We start from the raw sequence: 16,008 nt of genomic DNA on the forward strand, positions 1-16,008 counted from the left end.
ATGCCGTTAACGCTGTCACTGAACACTAATCCGTTGGTGAACCGCTTTGCCGACCCGCAGGATTTGATTACCACCGTGGCGCAGCAGATCCGCATCCGTGATGTGCAGCTCACCCATGAATTTATCAATCCCGGCTGGCCTGCTGCGACCATCTTGCGCATGACGCGCAAGATGCAGCAGGCGCTACGCGCCACCGGCGTGCGCGTGACCTCCGGCATGACCGGACCCTATGGTCGCCTCAACCATTTTGGTCATCCTGATGTCGAAGTGCGCCGCTATTATGTTGACTGGTTTAAAACCTTCGCTGATATCACCGCCGAGCTGGGCGGCGACGCGGTGGGTTCGCAGTTCGCCATTTTTACCCAGCAGGATTTCAACGATGTTGCGCGCCGCGACGCACTGATCGACATCGCCATTGATTGCTGGGCCGACGTTGCCGAACACGCTAAAGCCGCCGGATTGAAATACCTGTTTTGGGAACCCATGAGCGTGGGCCGCGAGTTTGGCGAAACCATTCCGGCCTGTCTGGCGCTACAGCAGCGTTTGAGTGCTGCCCCAATGGCGCTGCCGATGTGGATGATGGCGGATATCGATCACGGAGATGTCACTTCCGCCGATCCGCGCGATTACGATCCTTATGCGTGGGCCGAAGCGGTGCCGCGTTACTCGCCGATTATCCATATTAAACAGAGCATGCTGGATAAAGGCGGACACAGACCTTTTACATTGCAGTACAATGCCGGCGGCCGCATTCAGCCGCAGCCGCTGCTGGACGCGCTGGCGCGCGGCGGAGCGCAGGATAATGAGATCTGCCTTGAGCTGAGCTTTAAAGAGCGCGAGCCAACCGATAGCAACGTGGTGGCGGAGATCGCCGAAAGCGTCGCCTTTTGGGCCGGGCATATTGATACCGGCGTGCATGATCTGCATTTGGCGGAGTGAGGGGCGCGGTTTCCCCCTCACCCTAACCCTCTCCCGCAAGCGGGCGAGGGAACTGTCCGCGCACGCTGCTCGAACGGCCCCTTCTCCCACTTGTGGGAGAAGGTTGGGATGAGGGCTTAAGCGCACCATATAAACCAAAGGACAACCCATGAAACCGGCACCAACCTCGACTGAACGCGACGAATCTCTGGCGCTGCGCGCCGCCTGGCTGCACTACGTCGGCGGTTTAACGCAGGCGGAAGTGGCGAAACGACTCGGGCTGCCGTCGGTGAAAACGCACCGCATGATTGCGCGCATGGTGGCGGAAGGCGCGGTAAAGGTGTCGATTGATGGCGATATCGTCGCCTGCGTCGAATTAGAAGATCGTCTGCGCGCGAAATTCGCGCTTAACTTCTGTCATGTCGCCCCCGATCTCGGCGAAGAAGGCTTGCCGGTCCGCGCGCTGGGCATGGCGGGCGCGGATTACCTGCGTAACCTGCTCACCGCGTCGCCTTCTACCACCTTGGGTCTGGGGCATGGCCGCACCCTTTCCGCCGCCATCCATCAATTGCCACGTATTGATGCGCCGCATATGCGCTTTGTCTCGCTGCTCGGCTGTTTAACCCGCAACTACGCGCTCAATCCTCACGACGTTATGCACCGCATCGCCGAGAAAACCGGTGCGCAGGCCTACATGATGCCCGTGCCTTTCTTTGCCAATACCCAGGAAGATCGCCAAGTGTTACTGGCGCAGCGCGGCGTGAGCGAGGTGTTTGCCATGGCGGCGCAAAGTGAAGTCAAACTGGTGGGAATTGGCACCGTGGAACCCGCGGCTCAGCTGGTTGAAGCCGGCATGATTGATGAAGCGGAGATCAATGATATCTCCTCATCCGGCGCGGTCGGCGAGCTGCTGGGCCACTTCTTCGATGCCAGCGGACAGATGATTCACACCAACCTAACGGCCCGCACGTTGTCAGTGGATCTCGATCTCTCGCATCGCGCAGAGATTGTCGCCCTGGCGGGCGGCGCCAGTAAAGTCGCCGCGATTCGCGCAGTGCTGGCCAGCGGTCTGGTGACCGGTTTGATCACGGATGAGGTTACCGCGCAGGCATTAGTGGGCTGAATTGCAATGAAGAAGTGTTCACTGTGTAGTACCAATAAGCGTAATTGGTACTACACAGTGAACATCTCTGACATTATGCGCCGTTGAAAAAACCCTTCACATCAGGCTAAGATGTTCCATATATAGTACAAATTACGTTTATTGGTACCCTGTATGGAACAAGTCATGGCTTCTATCACTTCACCCACCTCACGCTATGCTCAGGAAGCGATTGCCCTATTAGCTTCCTTGATTCGTGCTGAACGTATCGAGAAGCAAATTCCAGTATCCGAGTTAGCAGAAAGAGCCGGTATTTCGCGTGGGACTTTACATCGCATTGAGCAAGGTGACGTGAAATGTCAGATTGGCAGTTATTTCGAGATTGCGGCCATATTGGGCATTCCCCTGTTTGATGCAGAGGTGAGTTTGCCATCATTGGTCAGTCATCGAAATCGTGTTGAAGAAAAGCTCAAGCTGTTACCCAAACACACCAGTAAAAAAAAGAGTAGCAGGAAGGTGAAGGATGACTTCTGAAGCGCGTTTTAGAGACGCTTACGTATGGATATGGCTGCCTGGTGAAACATCACCAGTGGTGGCGGGCAGGCTTGAGGCTGAAGGCGATACGCTGCTTTTTAACTATGGTCGTAGTTATCTGCAGCGAGAAAACCGCATTCCGCTCAATCCCAATGAACTTCCTCTGCGGACTGGCGTTATTCCGCCGCTGAATGGGTTAAACATTGCGGGATGTATCCGTGACAGCGCACCTGATGCCTGGGGACGCCGTGTCATTATCAACCGTCGAATGGGACGGAAAGGCGCGAACGTCGATACCGGAATACTCGATGAGCTGACGTATCTCATTGAGTCCGGTTCAGATCGCATTGGTGCCCTGGATTTCCAGCACTCAGCAACGGAATACATTCCGCGCTCAACTGCAAATGTCACCCTTCCTGAATTACTGGAGTCGGCTGATCGGGTTGAAAAAGGCGTGCCGCTAACACCCGAACTGGATCAGGCGCTTTTCCATGGGACGTCGATCGGTGGCGCGCGGCCAAAAGCGCTGATCGAGGCCGAGGGAAAAAAATACATCGCGAAATTTTCTGCCAGTGCGGATATTTGGAACGTGGTGAAAGGCGAATTCCTGGCGATGCGGTTGGCGCAGTTGGCAGGATTGCATGTCGCTCCGGTGACGTTAGTCAAAGCAGCAGGACGCGATGTGATCATGATTGAGCGCTTTGACCGCGAACATAAAGCCGATGGATGGACGCGAAAAGTGATGCTTTCGGCGCTGACCCTATTTGAACTCGACGATATGCTGGCGCGCTATGCCAGCTACGAAACACTCGCTGAAATTATTCGTCAACGTTTTGCCGCGCCCAAAGACACTTTGCTAGAGCTGTATAAACGGCTTTGCTTCAATATTCTCAGCGGCAACACCGATGACCATGCCCGCAATCATGCCGCCTTTTGGGATGGTAACAGCTTCAGTCTCACGCCTGCTTATGACATTTGCCCGCAAGGTCGTGCTGGCAACGAAGCCTCGCAGGCGATGTTGATTAGTGGCAACAATAATCTGAGTCGTATGAGCAGCTGCCTGGATGCCGCTCATCACTTTGCTTTGAGTCGCGCTGACGCGCATGCGCATTTCATGCTGATAAAAACGTCGATTGAAACCTATTGGCATCATGTTTGTGATGAAGCCGATTTGAGCAAGGTGGATCGGGAAAGCTTGTGGCACAGGCAGTTCATCAATCCTTTTTCACTTGAATAGCTGATTGCGTGAGCTAGACCAAACTCACTTCCACGCCCTTCTCACGCAGCGCTTTTTGATAGCTCGCCTCCAGTTCGGCATCGGTGATCAGTTGGTTAAACGGCTGAAGCGGTGCCAGCGCAAACGGATGAATCTGGCCAAACTTTGAGGAATCCGTCAGCGCGATGGTGTATGTAGGCTTTTCCATGATGGCGTTGACCACGTCACAGCGCAGCATATCGCGGCCGGTAAAGCCGGTGACTGCATTCCAGCCATCAATCCCAATAAACGCCTTGTGGAAATTGAGGTGCTGAATACACAGACGCGTCAGCGGCCCCACCACCGATTCACTGCTTTTCTGGAACAGGCCGCCAAGGATGATCACATCGCCGCCCTTTTCGCGCAGCAATCCGGCGATGTAATGGCTCACGGTAATGATGGTGATATCGTTGCGTTCACTCAGTTCACGCGCCAGCAAGGCGTTAGTACTGCCGCCTTCGATAAACACCGTTTCACCGCTGTTCACCAGCGACGCCGCGTACTCGGCCAGACGCTTTTTCACCGCGAAGCGGGTTTGCATACGCGCGCCAACATCATCACTTTCTGGCGCCACGGCGGAACCGTGCACGCGGCGCAGAAAGCCGCCTTTCTCCAGAAGATTGAGATCCTGACGCACCGTCACTTCTGAGACGCCGGTGGTGTGCGCCAGCTCATTTACGCTGACGCTGCCGCGCTCGCTGACCAATTGGATAATCTGCTGATGACGTGCGTTCATAACACCCGCTGCTGTGAAATTTTTGTCAAGCTTACCAGAAATTTAGCCCAATCCCAGACTGCGGCGACCATTGGCATTCAGCGCGTCGAGGGTGAAGCGATCGCGCCACTGCGTTTCATAATCCTCCTGCGGGAAATCGCCTGGCGACGCACCGCTGGCCAGCGCCTGCGCCACTTTTGTCGCGTATGCGGCATTTTTCTCACACAGCGGTGCGGCGGGAATGTACATCACATTGCCCCAGCCTTGCTGATTTTCTACCGGCGCGACCGAGTGGATCACATCACAATGCCACCAAACCGAATCGCCAGCCTGCAGCGCGGGAATCGAACACAAGCCCTCAATCAGTTCCGGATGCCACTGCGCTAAAACCGGCAGCACCTTGCCCGGCGCAACGCCGCAAAGCTCATCTTCCGGTACATCTTTCAACAACGGACGCAGCAACAAATAGGCCATCGCTTCCGGCACCGGCACCACATGCAGCAAGCCCTGACCAATCTGCATATCCGACAGCGCGGTCCAGCCCTGGAAGGTACGGAATACCGAGCACTTGGTGGTAGTCCCCGATTGATACTCATTCACTTCAGTGCGATGCGCCGCATCCCAGGGATCGTATTGATCAAACTGGTTGGTGAAAATTTTGCTGAACACCTGTTGATACGCCGGCAGTAACCAACGCTCCAATGCGCCTGAATCAGTGTGCGCGCCAAGACCTTTGGAGGTGGTGCCCGGCAAGCGACGACGAATACGATCGGGATAAATGATGCTGACGTCAGGTTCAAACCAGCGCGAGCCGCGCGACTCAAACGTCCACAAGCGATTGAGGAAAGATTGCGTCTGGGCCATGGCATCGCTTTGGCGCGCGGACATCTGCGCATCGCTCCAGTAAATCGGATAGATTTCCGGACGTGACGCATCAAGATTGCCGAAGAAGTTATCGCCCGGCCCTTGGTAGACGCTGTCGAAATCGTTGTCATCGAGGTACTTAAGCATTGATTCATCCCAGGCCAACGCCTGATCGCGCGGGAATGTCTGCTTCACTACCACACAACCGCGCCGACGAATATGCTCCTTCACCTCATCGGTGATACGTCCTGCCGCAATATCCTGCTGGCTGACCTGCGGCCACGCGCTGCCGTTTTGCGCCTCTTCCGCGCGCGCGGCGGCAATTTCGCTGACGATTTTGCTTCTGACCTGTTCAAACAGACCTTCGACATCGCCGATCTGCTCTCTCAGCACCCTTTTCATCAGGCATACGTTTTGTTTGAAATCATCAGGTTGTTGCAATGAAGTGAAAGTATTATTCATGACATGCTCCGATTCGTTAACTTGCGAGTTTCATTCGAAACTAAAATACGCTTCATTCATAACAAATGCGCAGCAATAAACAATAATGCAACCGCCGAATCCGGAGGTTGATCACATTAAGATCGAAGGATGGATTTCAGGTGAAAGTGGCGGCATATTAAATGCCGCCACTGAAAGATCAGGATTGTGAGGTTTTCGGCAGCGCTTGCAGAATGGCATCCACGCACTGCTGCACCGAAAGCAAGGCGCTATCAAGCTGCAAATGATCGCGCTCCCAAGCTTGATATTCGCGCTGTTCAACTGCCTGCCAATCCGGCAGCTTCAAACCTCTAATATCGGAAGCGCGATTTTCGACGCGAAAGCGATGTTTGTTATGATCGGAACAGATTACTTCGACTTCCAGCAGCGGCGCACCGCTCAACAAGGCGATATCGCGATAAGCGTTGCGGATCAGCTGCAGGTCGTTAACCGAGTCGGTAATAACGGTGGAACCGAGCAGCAAATTGTCGCGTGCCAATCCGTAGATAACGAAATATCCTTCCGGCCCGATCGCTTTCTCGCTCTCTTCACCCGATCGCAACGCCTGTTCGATAGTATCGACGCGTAAATACACCGCGCCGATCTGCTGCGCTAATAAGCGCGCAATGGTGCTTTTGCCGGTGCCGGGTAATCCACTAAACGTGATGAGCATTAATTAATTCCTATTTTACATTGATGTTCAATCGTGATTAGCCTGACGGTGAATGCGATTTTTATTATCACTGCAGGCCAGGTTTCCTCTTTCCTGGCTGAACGTCCCAGTTGGCACGTTTGCAGCGCTGGATGCGTAAATAGCTTTCGTCACTAAATGTGTAAAACGGTAAGAGCCCCTTGCGCAATTAGTGAACGCACTCACAAGTCAGAAACAATTCATTAACCAACGTTTGATCTTTTCCCCGACAGCTTTTATACCTTTTGAAAATTATTTCATGCATAAGAAATAATTTTCAAGGTCAACCCCGGCTCGTTTTTCCGCGTTTTGTCGTCACGGCTGAGCCATACACATTCAGCGTCAGTTCCGGGGAATAAACATGAAAAAAATCACTGTTCTACTCGCCAGTTTGTTCATGGCGGGCAGTTTCACCAGCATCACGCAAGCAGCGGATGCGCCTCAATTTCGCTGTAAACCCGGCGAAACTTACTACATGAACGTGATGGTGACAGGCGTAGAGTATTGGTTCCCGGTTTACGAAATGTTCAAGCAGGCTGCGCATCAGCTGGGCTGTAAGACCGTATACGGTGGCACACCCGCTTATGACGTTAACCAGCAACTCTCAAGCTTTGAACAAATCCTGGCACAAAAACCCGCCGGTATTTTTCTTCATCCGATGAATCCTGACCCCTTTATTGAGCCCATTAATCGTGCTGCTGAAATGGGCATTCCAGTGGTGACGTTTGCCGCCGATTCACCTAACAGTAAACGCGTTGCTTATATCACCTCAGACAATTTTCGTGAGGGTAAAGCCGCAGCCGACGAACTAGGGAAAGCAATGGGTAAAGGTGCCGAATTTGCGGTGCTGGAAAACCCCGGTCAGGATAATCACGATAGGCGTGTCACTGCGTTTATTAATGAGATGAAAACCGCCTTTCCTGACAGCAAATTAGTCGCACGCGCTGCGACGAATCAGGACCCTTCGAAAGCCTATAACGCCGTACTCTCAATGTTGCAGGCGAACCCCAATCTGAAAGGCATCTTTATGCCGGAAGCCAGCTCTGCGATTGGTGCTGCGCAGGCAGTGGCTGAAAACGGCGGCAAAGTGAAAGTGATGACCGTGGATGTCAACGCTAAGGTGCTGGATATGATTAAAAGCGGTCAGGTATTTGGCGCAATCAATCCAAATCAGGGCATCCAGGGCTATATGGGTTTTATGACCTTGTTCCTTGCTGCTCATCCTGAACTGATCGATCCGATGAATGACGCCAAACGCAACGGGACCAATCCTTTTGCCTTCCCAATCCTTGATAACGGTTATGCGGTGGTGACTAAAGACAACGCCGATGATTTCCGCTGGGATGCTTATCTGAAACGCCGCGGCACTAAAGGCATCAATGAGTAAGGCGACGATTATGACAGCACTATTGGAATTACGTGGCATCACTAAAAGTTTTGGCGCGGTACGGGCTTTACAGGGGGTAGATCTCACGCTCCGCGCAGGAGAAATTCATGCGCTGGCCGGAGAGAATGGCGCTGGAAAATCAACGTTGATGAACATTATTGATGGCATTTTGCGTCCAGATGGTGGCGCGATATTGCTGTGTGGCAAGGCCGTGACCATTCGCTCACCACGTGAAGCACAGAGTCTTGGCATTGGTCTGGTACATCAGGAAATTGCTCTTTGTCCTGATATCAGCATTTATGAAAACATTTGGATGGCGCATGCCGCTGGCCAGCGCGGCGTGCTCATGCCGCATAAAATACTACGTGAAAAAGCGCAGCAGGTGATGAATCGACTCGCGCCGATAGCGGTGACTAAAAAAGTGGGTGAACTTTCTCTCTCTCAGCAGCAACTGGTGGAGATCGCCAAAGCGCTGACGCTGGATTGTCGCCTGCTCATTCTGGATGAACCCACCGCCGCGCTAACCGAACCAGAGGCTCAAACGCTGTTTACGATTGTGCGCCAGTTGCAGGCGCAAGGTATTTCAGTGGTCTATATCAGCCATCGCATGGCAGAGATTTTTGCGCTATGCCAGCACGTCACCATTCTGCGCGATGGCCTTACGGTACACAGTTCATCGCTGCAAAACATGACGCCCGATGAAGTGATTACACGTTTGGTCGGACGAGAACTGTCGCAACTCTATCCTGATAAACGCCCAGTTAGCGCCGCTTCACCATTGCTTGAAGTGCGTGAGCTTGGCGATGGCAAACACTTCAACGATATCAATTTTGATTTGCGTCCCGGCGAAATCCTTGGCATTGGCGGTTTGATGGGGGCAGGACGCAGCGAAATTGCGCAGGGTATCTGCGGTTTACTGCCCATCAAACGTGGCGCAATCCGTATCAAGAGCAAAGCTGTGACATTGAGGGATTACGCCGCGAGTATTGCGCTGCGCATGGTCTATTTGTCGGAGGATCGCAAAGATGCCGGACTTTTTTTAGCGATGCCGATCGAATGGAACATTTCGGCTCTGGATGTCAACGCAGTCAGTCATCATCGTTTGTTGATCAGTCCGCAGCTTGAGCGTCAGCAGGCAGAGGCGCTGGCAAAGCAAGTGAAACTCAAGCTTGCCAAATTAAGCGATCCGGTGTCGTCGCTATCGGGTGGGAATCAGCAGAAAGTCGCGCTAGCACGCGTATTATCGGTACAGCCGGAAATTGTATTTCTTGACGAACCAACACGTGGCGTGGATGTCAGCGCCAAGGCTGAGATCTACAGTATCCTCGCCAAACTGGCGGCCAGCGGTGTGGGTTTAATCGTGATTTCATCAGAGTTACCGGAACTCATTGGCCTGTGTGATCGCATCATCGTGATTCATGAAGGGCGCATGAGCGGAGAAGTGACCGGTGAGGCAATGAATGAAGAGAACCTGATGCGGCTAGCGGCTGGCATCATTCCAGAAGCGGAGGCTGTATGACAATGAATACCACCTTGCCTACACTGCAAAAATCGCGTTGGTCTCTTTTTGGCGGCATTCATAAACAGCGCGAAGTGGGACTGATTGCGATCATTGCACTGATCTTCATGGTGATGAGTTTCACTTCCCCCTACTTTCTCACCTGGGCCAACATGAAGGCGATGCTACTGTCGTTTTCAATTGAAGGCATTGTGGTGATTGGCATGACTATTCTGCTAATAGTTGGCGGTATCGACCTTTCGGTTGGCGCAGTGGTTTGTCTTTCAATGGTGGTCGCTGGGCAGCTATTTCTTAGCGGCGTGGATCCCTGGCTGGCTGGCGTAGGCGGCATTGCGGCGGCGGCGCTGGTTGGCTTTTTAATGGGGCTGACGGTAACAAAAATCGGCCTCAGTCACTTTATCGCTTCGCTGGCGGCGATGGTTATCGTGCGCGGCCTGTGTATGATCGTCACTCAGGGAACGCCGCTATCATTATTTACCCTGCCTGTGAGTTTCAAATTTATCGGCCAGGGCGCTCTGTGGGGCGTTCCGTTCGTTATCCTGCTGTTCTTCGTGCTGGTCGCACTGTTCGACTTCTTGCTGCGTAAAGCCACGTTATTTCGCAAAGTGTTCTACACCGGCAGTAATGAACGTGCCGCCGCCTATTCCGGCATCAACATTAATCGCATCAAATTGTGGGTCACAGTACTGACCTCTACGCTGGCAGGACTCGCCGGCATTATTTATATGGCACGTCTTGGCTCTGCAACGCCAACCTTTGGTGTCGGTATGGAACTGAATGTCATTGCAGCGGCGGTCATTGGCGGCGCGAGTCTGAAAGGTGGCACTGGCTCGATTCTTGGCGCGGTGCTTGGTGTTGCATTGCTGTCGATCGTCACCAGCTCGCTAATATTAATCAACGTCTCCGTTTACTGGCAGGAGTTGATTAAAGGTTTGATTTTACTGGCCGCCGTCTCAATCGATCACTTACTGAATAAATACCGTGCTGCATAAGGAATTATCGCCCATGGAATTCGCTAATGAGCACCCTGCGTTTCATAGCGCGCGTCAGATTTACCAGGTTCTGGTGATGTATTACCTCGATGGCAAGAAACAGTCGGAGATTGCGGTTGAAACCGGCTTATCGGTTGCCAGCGTTAATCGTCTGATACGTCAGGGTAAGGAGAGCGGCATGGTGGAAATCACCATCAAATCCCCTTGGCTTTCAGCACATCAACTGGAGAGCGATCTGGCTGCCCTCGGTCAGTTGCAACAGGTGGTGGTGGCGCCGAACGTTGCACGCAGTGAGGATCATAGTCTGCAAATGGTCGGCGCAGCGGCGGCAGAATATTTGTTATCACGCTTAAAGGATGGCGATGTCATTGCTATTACTGGTGGCAAAGGTGTAAGTGCGCTGGTTGAAGCATTACAACCCTCACGTAAATACGATGTTCAAGTGGTACCCGCGCTGGGCTGCGTGCAAGGCAAACATTACACCGACGTCAATCATGTGGCCTCGGAAATGGCGGCGCGTCTTGGCGGACACGCATGGCAGATTCACGCCCCGCTTTTTACTGATTCTGCCGATGAACGCGACATGCTGATGGGCATTAGCGCCGTCGACCAGGTGCTGGATAAAGCGCGTAACGCCACGTTAGCGGTAGTGGGTTTAGGATCAATTCATAGCGACAACTCCAGCTACTACGATCTTAACCTCTCGGCGCGCCATGCTTCCTCCAGCATTGAAACCAGCGGTGCGCGCAGTGAACTGTTAGCCTGGCTGCTGGATGCTAACGGCCAACCGGCTCCGTTCGATGCCAACCGGCGTTTGGTTGGCCTGACGTTGCCTGAACTGCAACGCATTCCCTTCTCAATGGCGGTGGTGGCTGGTCGTGACAAAGTGGACCCGATTGACTGCGTGCTGCACGGTCAGTGGCTGAAAGGCATGGTCACTGATGAATCGACTGCGGCAGGCGTACTGGAATTGGCCCTGAGCCGAGGAGCATCTCATGGATAACATCAAAACCCGCGAACAACGCCTGAGCGCCCTGCGCCTGCGTTCATCGACACCGGTGTTGATTGTCGGTGGCGGCATCAACGGCATCAGCACTTTTCGTGAGCTGGCGCTGCAGGGCATTCCGGCGATTCTGGTGGAAAAAGGCGACTGGTGTCAGGCCGCCAGCGGTGCGCTGTCGCGCATGATTCATGGCGGTTTGCGGTATCTGGAAACCGGTGAATTTACGCTGGTCAAAGAGTCGGTCACCGAGCGCGATCGCCTGCTGAAAAATGCCTCGCACTATGTTTTCCCCCTACGCACCACGGTGCCGATCGATAATCTCGCTGGCGGTTTAGTGAATGCTACCCGCCGTTTTCTACGCCTGAGCGATAAACCGACGCGGCGCGGGGCGTTGCTGATCAAAACCGGGCTTAGCCTGTATGACATTTACACCCGCCAATATGGATCGATGCCGAAGCATCAGGTGCGCAATGAAGCCGCCACGCGTGACCGCTGGCCAGGATTCGCGCCTTGGGTGAAATACAGCGCCAGCTATTACGATGCGTGGATCAGCGCGCCGGAACGGCTGGGGTTTGAGTTGATTGATGATGCCGAAAAAGCCTGTCCAGAGGCGCTGGCGCTCAATTATCTGCAGCTGGTCAGCGCCGAGGGCGAAACGGTTATTTTGCAGGATGCGTTGAGCGGTGAGCGATTTAGCCTGCAACCGCATGTGCTGGTGAATGCCGGTGGTGCCTGGATCGATCAGCTCAACCAACGCATCTCTTCACGCAACGATCTGCCCAAGCTGATTGGCGGCACCAAAGGATCGCATCTGATCCTCGACCATCCCGAATTGCTGCAGATGCTGGATGGAGAAATGGTCTATTTCGAAAACCAGGAAGGCCGCGTCTGCATCATGTTTCCGTGGTTTGGCAAGGTGCTGGTGGGTTCCACCGATATCCGCGTGGACGATCCCGATGCAGTGGTGTGCGAAGAGGAGGAAAAGAGTTATATCCTGGAGTCACTGCGCTTCGTCTTCCCACATATCGAGGTGGCGGATTCCGCCATCGTTTACACCTTCTGCGGCGTGCGTCCGCTGCCCGCCAGCGAGGCCAAACTTAACGGCCAAATCTCGCGCAATCACTCGTTAGTGGTGTTGCCGGCTGACGCCAATCGCGCCTGGAGCACGCTCTGTTTAGTCGGCGGCAAATGGACCACTTTCCGCCAGTTTGGTGAAGAGGCGGCGGATCGCGTGCTGCGGCTGCTCGGCGAAAAACGTCAGGTCTCGAGTGGTGATGTGCCGATTGGCGGCGGACGTGATTTCCCCAAACCTTCAGGACAAACCGCGTGGCTGGCGCAACTGGCGCAGCGTTATGGCGTGCCGCTACCGCGCGTAATGCAACTCGCCAAACGTTACGGCAGCCGCGCCCTGCCGCTGCTGGCGCTGATCCAGCAGCACGGCGAGCAAATGTTGCAGCATCACGCCGCCTACAGCGATGTCGAATTGCGGTATCTGATTGAGCACGAGCAGGTTTGTCAGCTGGAGGATTTGCTGGTGCGCCGCACCTCGCTGGCGATTTGCGGTGAACTTAGCGCGCCGCTGGTGCAGGAGATCGCGCAGATCATGGCCGCGACGCTGGGCTGGAGTGATAGCGAACGCGCGCAGCAGCTGCAGCGCGGCTGCGCCAATCTGGCACGTTTGCACGGGCTTACCGGCCTTTACCCCACGGTTTTTCAGGAGGAAACACGACATGTTAGTAACCAATAAAGTGCGCATGCAGCGTCTGTTTCAGCACGGTAAATGCCTGGATGTCGCCATTGATCACGGTATCGCCAACGAGCCCGATTTTCTCATCGGTCTGGAGAATATTGAGGGCGTGATGGATAACCTGATCGCCGCGCAGCCGGATGCGATTCAGGTCAACTATGGTCAGGCCGATCTGCTGCAGCGTGTGGCGGGACGCAAACCGGCGCTGGTGATGCGCACCGATGTGGGCAATGCCTATAACGCGGCGCGTCACCGGGAAATGTGGGCGGTGCTGCACAATCCGGATGAACCGATTCTTGCCGCATTGCAGATGGACGCCGCCGCAGTGGTAGTGAACCTCTATCTGATCCCGGATGAACCGGGCATTTTCCGCATGTGCGTCGAAAATATTGGCCGCTTGCGCCAGGCTTGCGATCGCTACGCCATGCCGCTGATGATTGAGCCGCTGGTGATGGCCCCCGCCGGACAAGGCGCGGCTTACGGCTCACTCGGCGATGTCGAGAAAATTGTGCCGCTGGTGCGGCTGGCGCGTGAGTTAGGTGCCGATATCATCAAAGCCGATCCCACTGAGAACATGGAAGATTTTCATCGCGTGGTGGAAGCGGCACGCTGTCCCACGCTGGTACGCGGCGGCGGCAAAGGTGAACTGGCTGGCGTGCTGACGAAAAGTGCTGCGCTGATGGCGCAAGGTGCCAGCGGTATGGTGTATGGCCGCAATGTTTATCAACACGATAATCCGTCACGCGTGGTGAACGCGCTGATGGCGATTATTCATCAGGGCGCCAGCGGCGCGGACGCCATGGAAATCTATCAGCAGGGTTGAGCCTTACCTGCACCGGCGCTTAAGCGGTGCGCCGTCTTCGCCAGTTGCACGGAGTCGGATATGAAGATAGTCGGTATTGATGCCGGAAACACCATGATCAAAGCGGTGCTGTTTGATCTCAGCGGTCGCGTATTGTCGGTGGCCGAGTGCGCGGGAGAAACCCATCGTCCGCAGGAAGGCTACGCCGAACGGCCGGTAGCGGATATCTGGCATGGCGTCAGCGATGCGGTGAGCCGTTGTCTGCAGCAGGCGGAGACGCCCGCCAGCGATGTGATTGCGGTTGGCGCGGCCGGCCACGGCAACGGTTTGTACGCGCTGGATAAGCATCAGCAGCCACTGTTTGGTATTCAATCTATCGATCATCGAGCTTGTGACACAGTGCACGCGCTGGAAATGAGCGGCGCGGATAAGCACATCTACCGGATTTCGCTGCAAAAACCCTGGCCTGCGGCAACGCCGGTATTGATCAGCTGGATTAAGCAACATCAACCCGAGCGCTGGGCGCAAATCGGACATTTATTGCTGGCGAAAGACGTTATCGCCCATTTTCTCAGCGGTGCGATTAGCGCTGATTTTTCAGATGCCGCCGGTGCCGGCTTAATTGATTATCGTGCGCGCAGCTACAGCCGTGAATTGATGGCGCTGTACGACATCGAAGACGCGCTCGCCCTGCTGCCCGCACTGCGTGAATCCTGCGAGGTGGTTGGCCATGTCACAGAACGTGCATCCCAACTCACCGGATTACCGGCGGGCATTCCGGTGGTGGCGGGCATATTTGATGTGGTGGCCAGCGCCGTGGGTTCAGGCGTGGTGAACACCGGTCAAGCCTCGATTGTCGCCGGTACGTGGAGCATCAATCAGGTGGTGGTGGATAAACCCGACTATCTGCGCCCGGTATTTATGAACTCCATTATAGAGTTAGACCGTTATATGGCGATTGAGGCCAGCGCCACCTCGGCGGCGAATCTTGACTGGTTCCTGCGCGAATTCGACGATGGTCGCGGCGGTCAGGGCGCGGTGCGCAGCAGCGATAGCGTGGCGCACGTGCAACCCAATGCCCAGCTACCGCTCTATCATCCTTATCTTTATTCCGGACGCAAATCGGAACCGGCCAAGGCCGGGTTTTATGGCTTAGGCGGCTGGCATAAGCGCGCCGATATGCTGTTTTCGCTGTTTGAAGGCGTGACCTTTGCCCATCGGGCGCATATTGATCGCTTGCGTGCGGCAGGCATCCCTTTTACGCAGGCCATTTTGTCGGGCGGCGCGGCGCGCAGTTGCATCTGGCCGCAGATGTTTGCTGACGTGTTAGGCATACCGATTCGCGTGGCGGAGTGCAAAGAGACCGGCGCGCTGGGCGCCGCCTTGTGTGCCGGTGTGGGCGTCGGCGCGTGGCGCAATCTTGCCGAGGCCGCGCAGCAGGCGGTGCAGATCAATCCCGGCAAATTGTTGCCGCGACCAGAGCGCGTTGCGTTTCACGACGTACGTTATCGGGTGTTTAAAAAGCTGGAGCTGGCGATGCGCGAGATGTGGCAGGAAGCCAGTTGATTTTACTGGCTTAATTGGCCTCTCACTGCTAATCATGGCTGTCTTACCCATCTAAGGACATCCTAATGCAGATCAATCAGCTTCCTTTCGGCATCACCAACTGGGACGACATCGCGCCTGAAACCCATCCCGGCGATGAGGGCTTTGCTTTGTGGCGCACCCAACGCTTTGGCGATATTCGGGTACGGATGGTGGAGTATTCGCCGGGCTATCTGGCGGATCACTGGTGCAGCAAAGGCCATATTCTGCTTTGCCTCGAAGGCGAAATGGTGACGGAGCTGGATGATGGTCGCACCTTCACGTTAACGCCGGGCGTAAGTTATCAGGTCGCGGACAATGCAGAAGCGCATCGCTCCTCAACCGTTAGCGGTGCAAAGCTGTTTATTGTTGATTAACCGCCTGTTAGTTTCATGATCGTACAAAAAATGACAAC

The 16,008-nt window shown here is 54.7% G+C and carries 15 protein-coding genes; 12 read left to right on the forward strand and 3 right to left on the reverse strand.

The features are described 5' to 3' along the window. From FCN45_RS09695 to FCN45_RS09710, 4 genes are all read left to right on the forward strand, one after another. Positions 1-939 (forward strand): sugar phosphate isomerase/epimerase, encoded by a 939-nt coding sequence (locus FCN45_RS09695; protein ID WP_137385798.1) that lies wholly within the window; start codon positions 1-3, stop codon positions 937-939. A gap of 148 nt (positions 940-1,087) precedes the next feature. After that, on the forward strand, positions 1,088-2,041 hold the full coding sequence (locus FCN45_RS09700) for a sugar-binding transcriptional regulator (RefSeq protein ID WP_137385799.1): 954 nt from the start codon (positions 1,088-1,090) through the stop codon (positions 2,039-2,041). Positions 2,042-2,206: 165 nt separating this feature from the next. Continuing rightward, complete coding sequence (locus FCN45_RS09705; protein WP_110866164.1) at positions 2,207-2,554, forward strand: helix-turn-helix domain-containing protein; 348 nt, start codon at positions 2,207-2,209, stop codon at positions 2,552-2,554. After that, positions 2,544-3,791 carry a type II toxin-antitoxin system HipA family toxin gene (locus tag FCN45_RS09710; protein ID WP_137385800.1) on the forward strand — a complete coding sequence of 416 codons (1,248 nt, stop codon included), beginning with the start codon at positions 2,544-2,546 and terminating at the stop codon, positions 3,789-3,791. The genes FCN45_RS09705 and FCN45_RS09710 overlap by 11 nt, the downstream gene beginning before the upstream one ends. 13 nt (positions 3,792-3,804) lie before the next feature. Here the strand turns inward: FCN45_RS09710 and FCN45_RS09715 are convergent, their stop codons facing one another. From FCN45_RS09715 to FCN45_RS09725, 3 genes are all read right to left on the reverse strand, one after another. Then, positions 3,805-4,545, reverse strand: a complete 741-nt coding sequence (locus FCN45_RS09715; RefSeq protein ID WP_137385801.1) for a DNA-binding transcriptional regulator YciT — start codon at positions 4,543-4,545, stop codon at positions 3,805-3,807. Positions 4,546-4,587: 42 nt separating this feature from the next. Beyond that, the gene (locus FCN45_RS09720) at positions 4,588-5,850 is read right to left on the reverse strand and encodes a DUF1479 domain-containing protein (protein ID WP_137385802.1); all 1,263 of its coding nucleotides are present in this window, start codon (positions 5,848-5,850) and stop codon (positions 4,588-4,590) included. A gap of 178 nt (positions 5,851-6,028) precedes the next feature. Further along, the gene (locus FCN45_RS09725) at positions 6,029-6,541 is read right to left on the reverse strand and encodes an AAA family ATPase (RefSeq protein ID WP_137385803.1); all 513 of its coding nucleotides are present in this window, start codon (positions 6,539-6,541) and stop codon (positions 6,029-6,031) included. Between the two features lie 379 nt (positions 6,542-6,920). Between FCN45_RS09725 and FCN45_RS09730 the strand changes: the two genes are divergently transcribed. The 8 genes from FCN45_RS09730 to FCN45_RS09765 all read left to right on the forward strand — a co-directional run bounded on the left by FCN45_RS09730 (position 6,921) and on the right by FCN45_RS09765 (position 15,970). Beyond that, positions 6,921-7,946 (forward strand): substrate-binding domain-containing protein, encoded by a 1,026-nt coding sequence (locus FCN45_RS09730; RefSeq protein ID WP_101764375.1) that lies wholly within the window; start codon positions 6,921-6,923, stop codon positions 7,944-7,946. A gap of 10 nt (positions 7,947-7,956) precedes the next feature. Beyond that, complete coding sequence (locus tag FCN45_RS09735) at positions 7,957-9,465, forward strand: sugar ABC transporter ATP-binding protein (RefSeq protein WP_137385804.1); 1,509 nt, start codon at positions 7,957-7,959, stop codon at positions 9,463-9,465. Beyond that, entirely contained in the window at positions 9,462-10,457 is a 996-nt protein-coding gene (locus FCN45_RS09740; protein WP_137385805.1) for an ABC transporter permease, read from the forward strand. The genes FCN45_RS09735 and FCN45_RS09740 overlap by 4 nt, the downstream gene beginning before the upstream one ends. Before the next feature lie 13 nt (positions 10,458-10,470). Next, on the forward strand, positions 10,471-11,460 hold the full coding sequence (locus FCN45_RS09745; RefSeq protein WP_101764372.1) for a sugar-binding transcriptional regulator: 990 nt from the start codon (positions 10,471-10,473) through the stop codon (positions 11,458-11,460). Beyond that, the gene (locus tag FCN45_RS09750) at positions 11,453-13,207 is read left to right on the forward strand and encodes a glycerol-3-phosphate dehydrogenase/oxidase (RefSeq protein ID WP_137385806.1); all 1,755 of its coding nucleotides are present in this window, start codon (positions 11,453-11,455) and stop codon (positions 13,205-13,207) included. Before FCN45_RS09745 ends, FCN45_RS09750 begins: the two co-directional genes overlap by 8 nt. Beyond that, positions 13,191-14,030, forward strand: coding sequence for a class I fructose-bisphosphate aldolase (locus FCN45_RS09755; protein ID WP_137385807.1), 840 nt, complete (start codon positions 13,191-13,193; stop codon positions 14,028-14,030). The genes FCN45_RS09750 and FCN45_RS09755 overlap by 17 nt, the downstream gene beginning before the upstream one ends. Before the next feature lie 60 nt (positions 14,031-14,090). Beyond that, positions 14,091-15,575 (forward strand): FGGY-family carbohydrate kinase, encoded by a 1,485-nt coding sequence (locus FCN45_RS09760; RefSeq protein WP_137385808.1) that lies wholly within the window; start codon positions 14,091-14,093, stop codon positions 15,573-15,575. A gap of 65 nt (positions 15,576-15,640) precedes the next feature. Further along, entirely contained in the window at positions 15,641-15,970 is a 330-nt protein-coding gene (locus FCN45_RS09765; protein WP_137385809.1) for a DHCW motif cupin fold protein, read from the forward strand. Positions 15,971-16,008 lie beyond the last annotated feature (38 nt).

Source organism: Pantoea sp. SO10, assembly GCF_005281435.1.
GTDB classification, from domain to species: domain Bacteria; phylum Pseudomonadota; class Gammaproteobacteria; order Enterobacterales; family Enterobacteriaceae; genus Pantoea; species Pantoea leporis.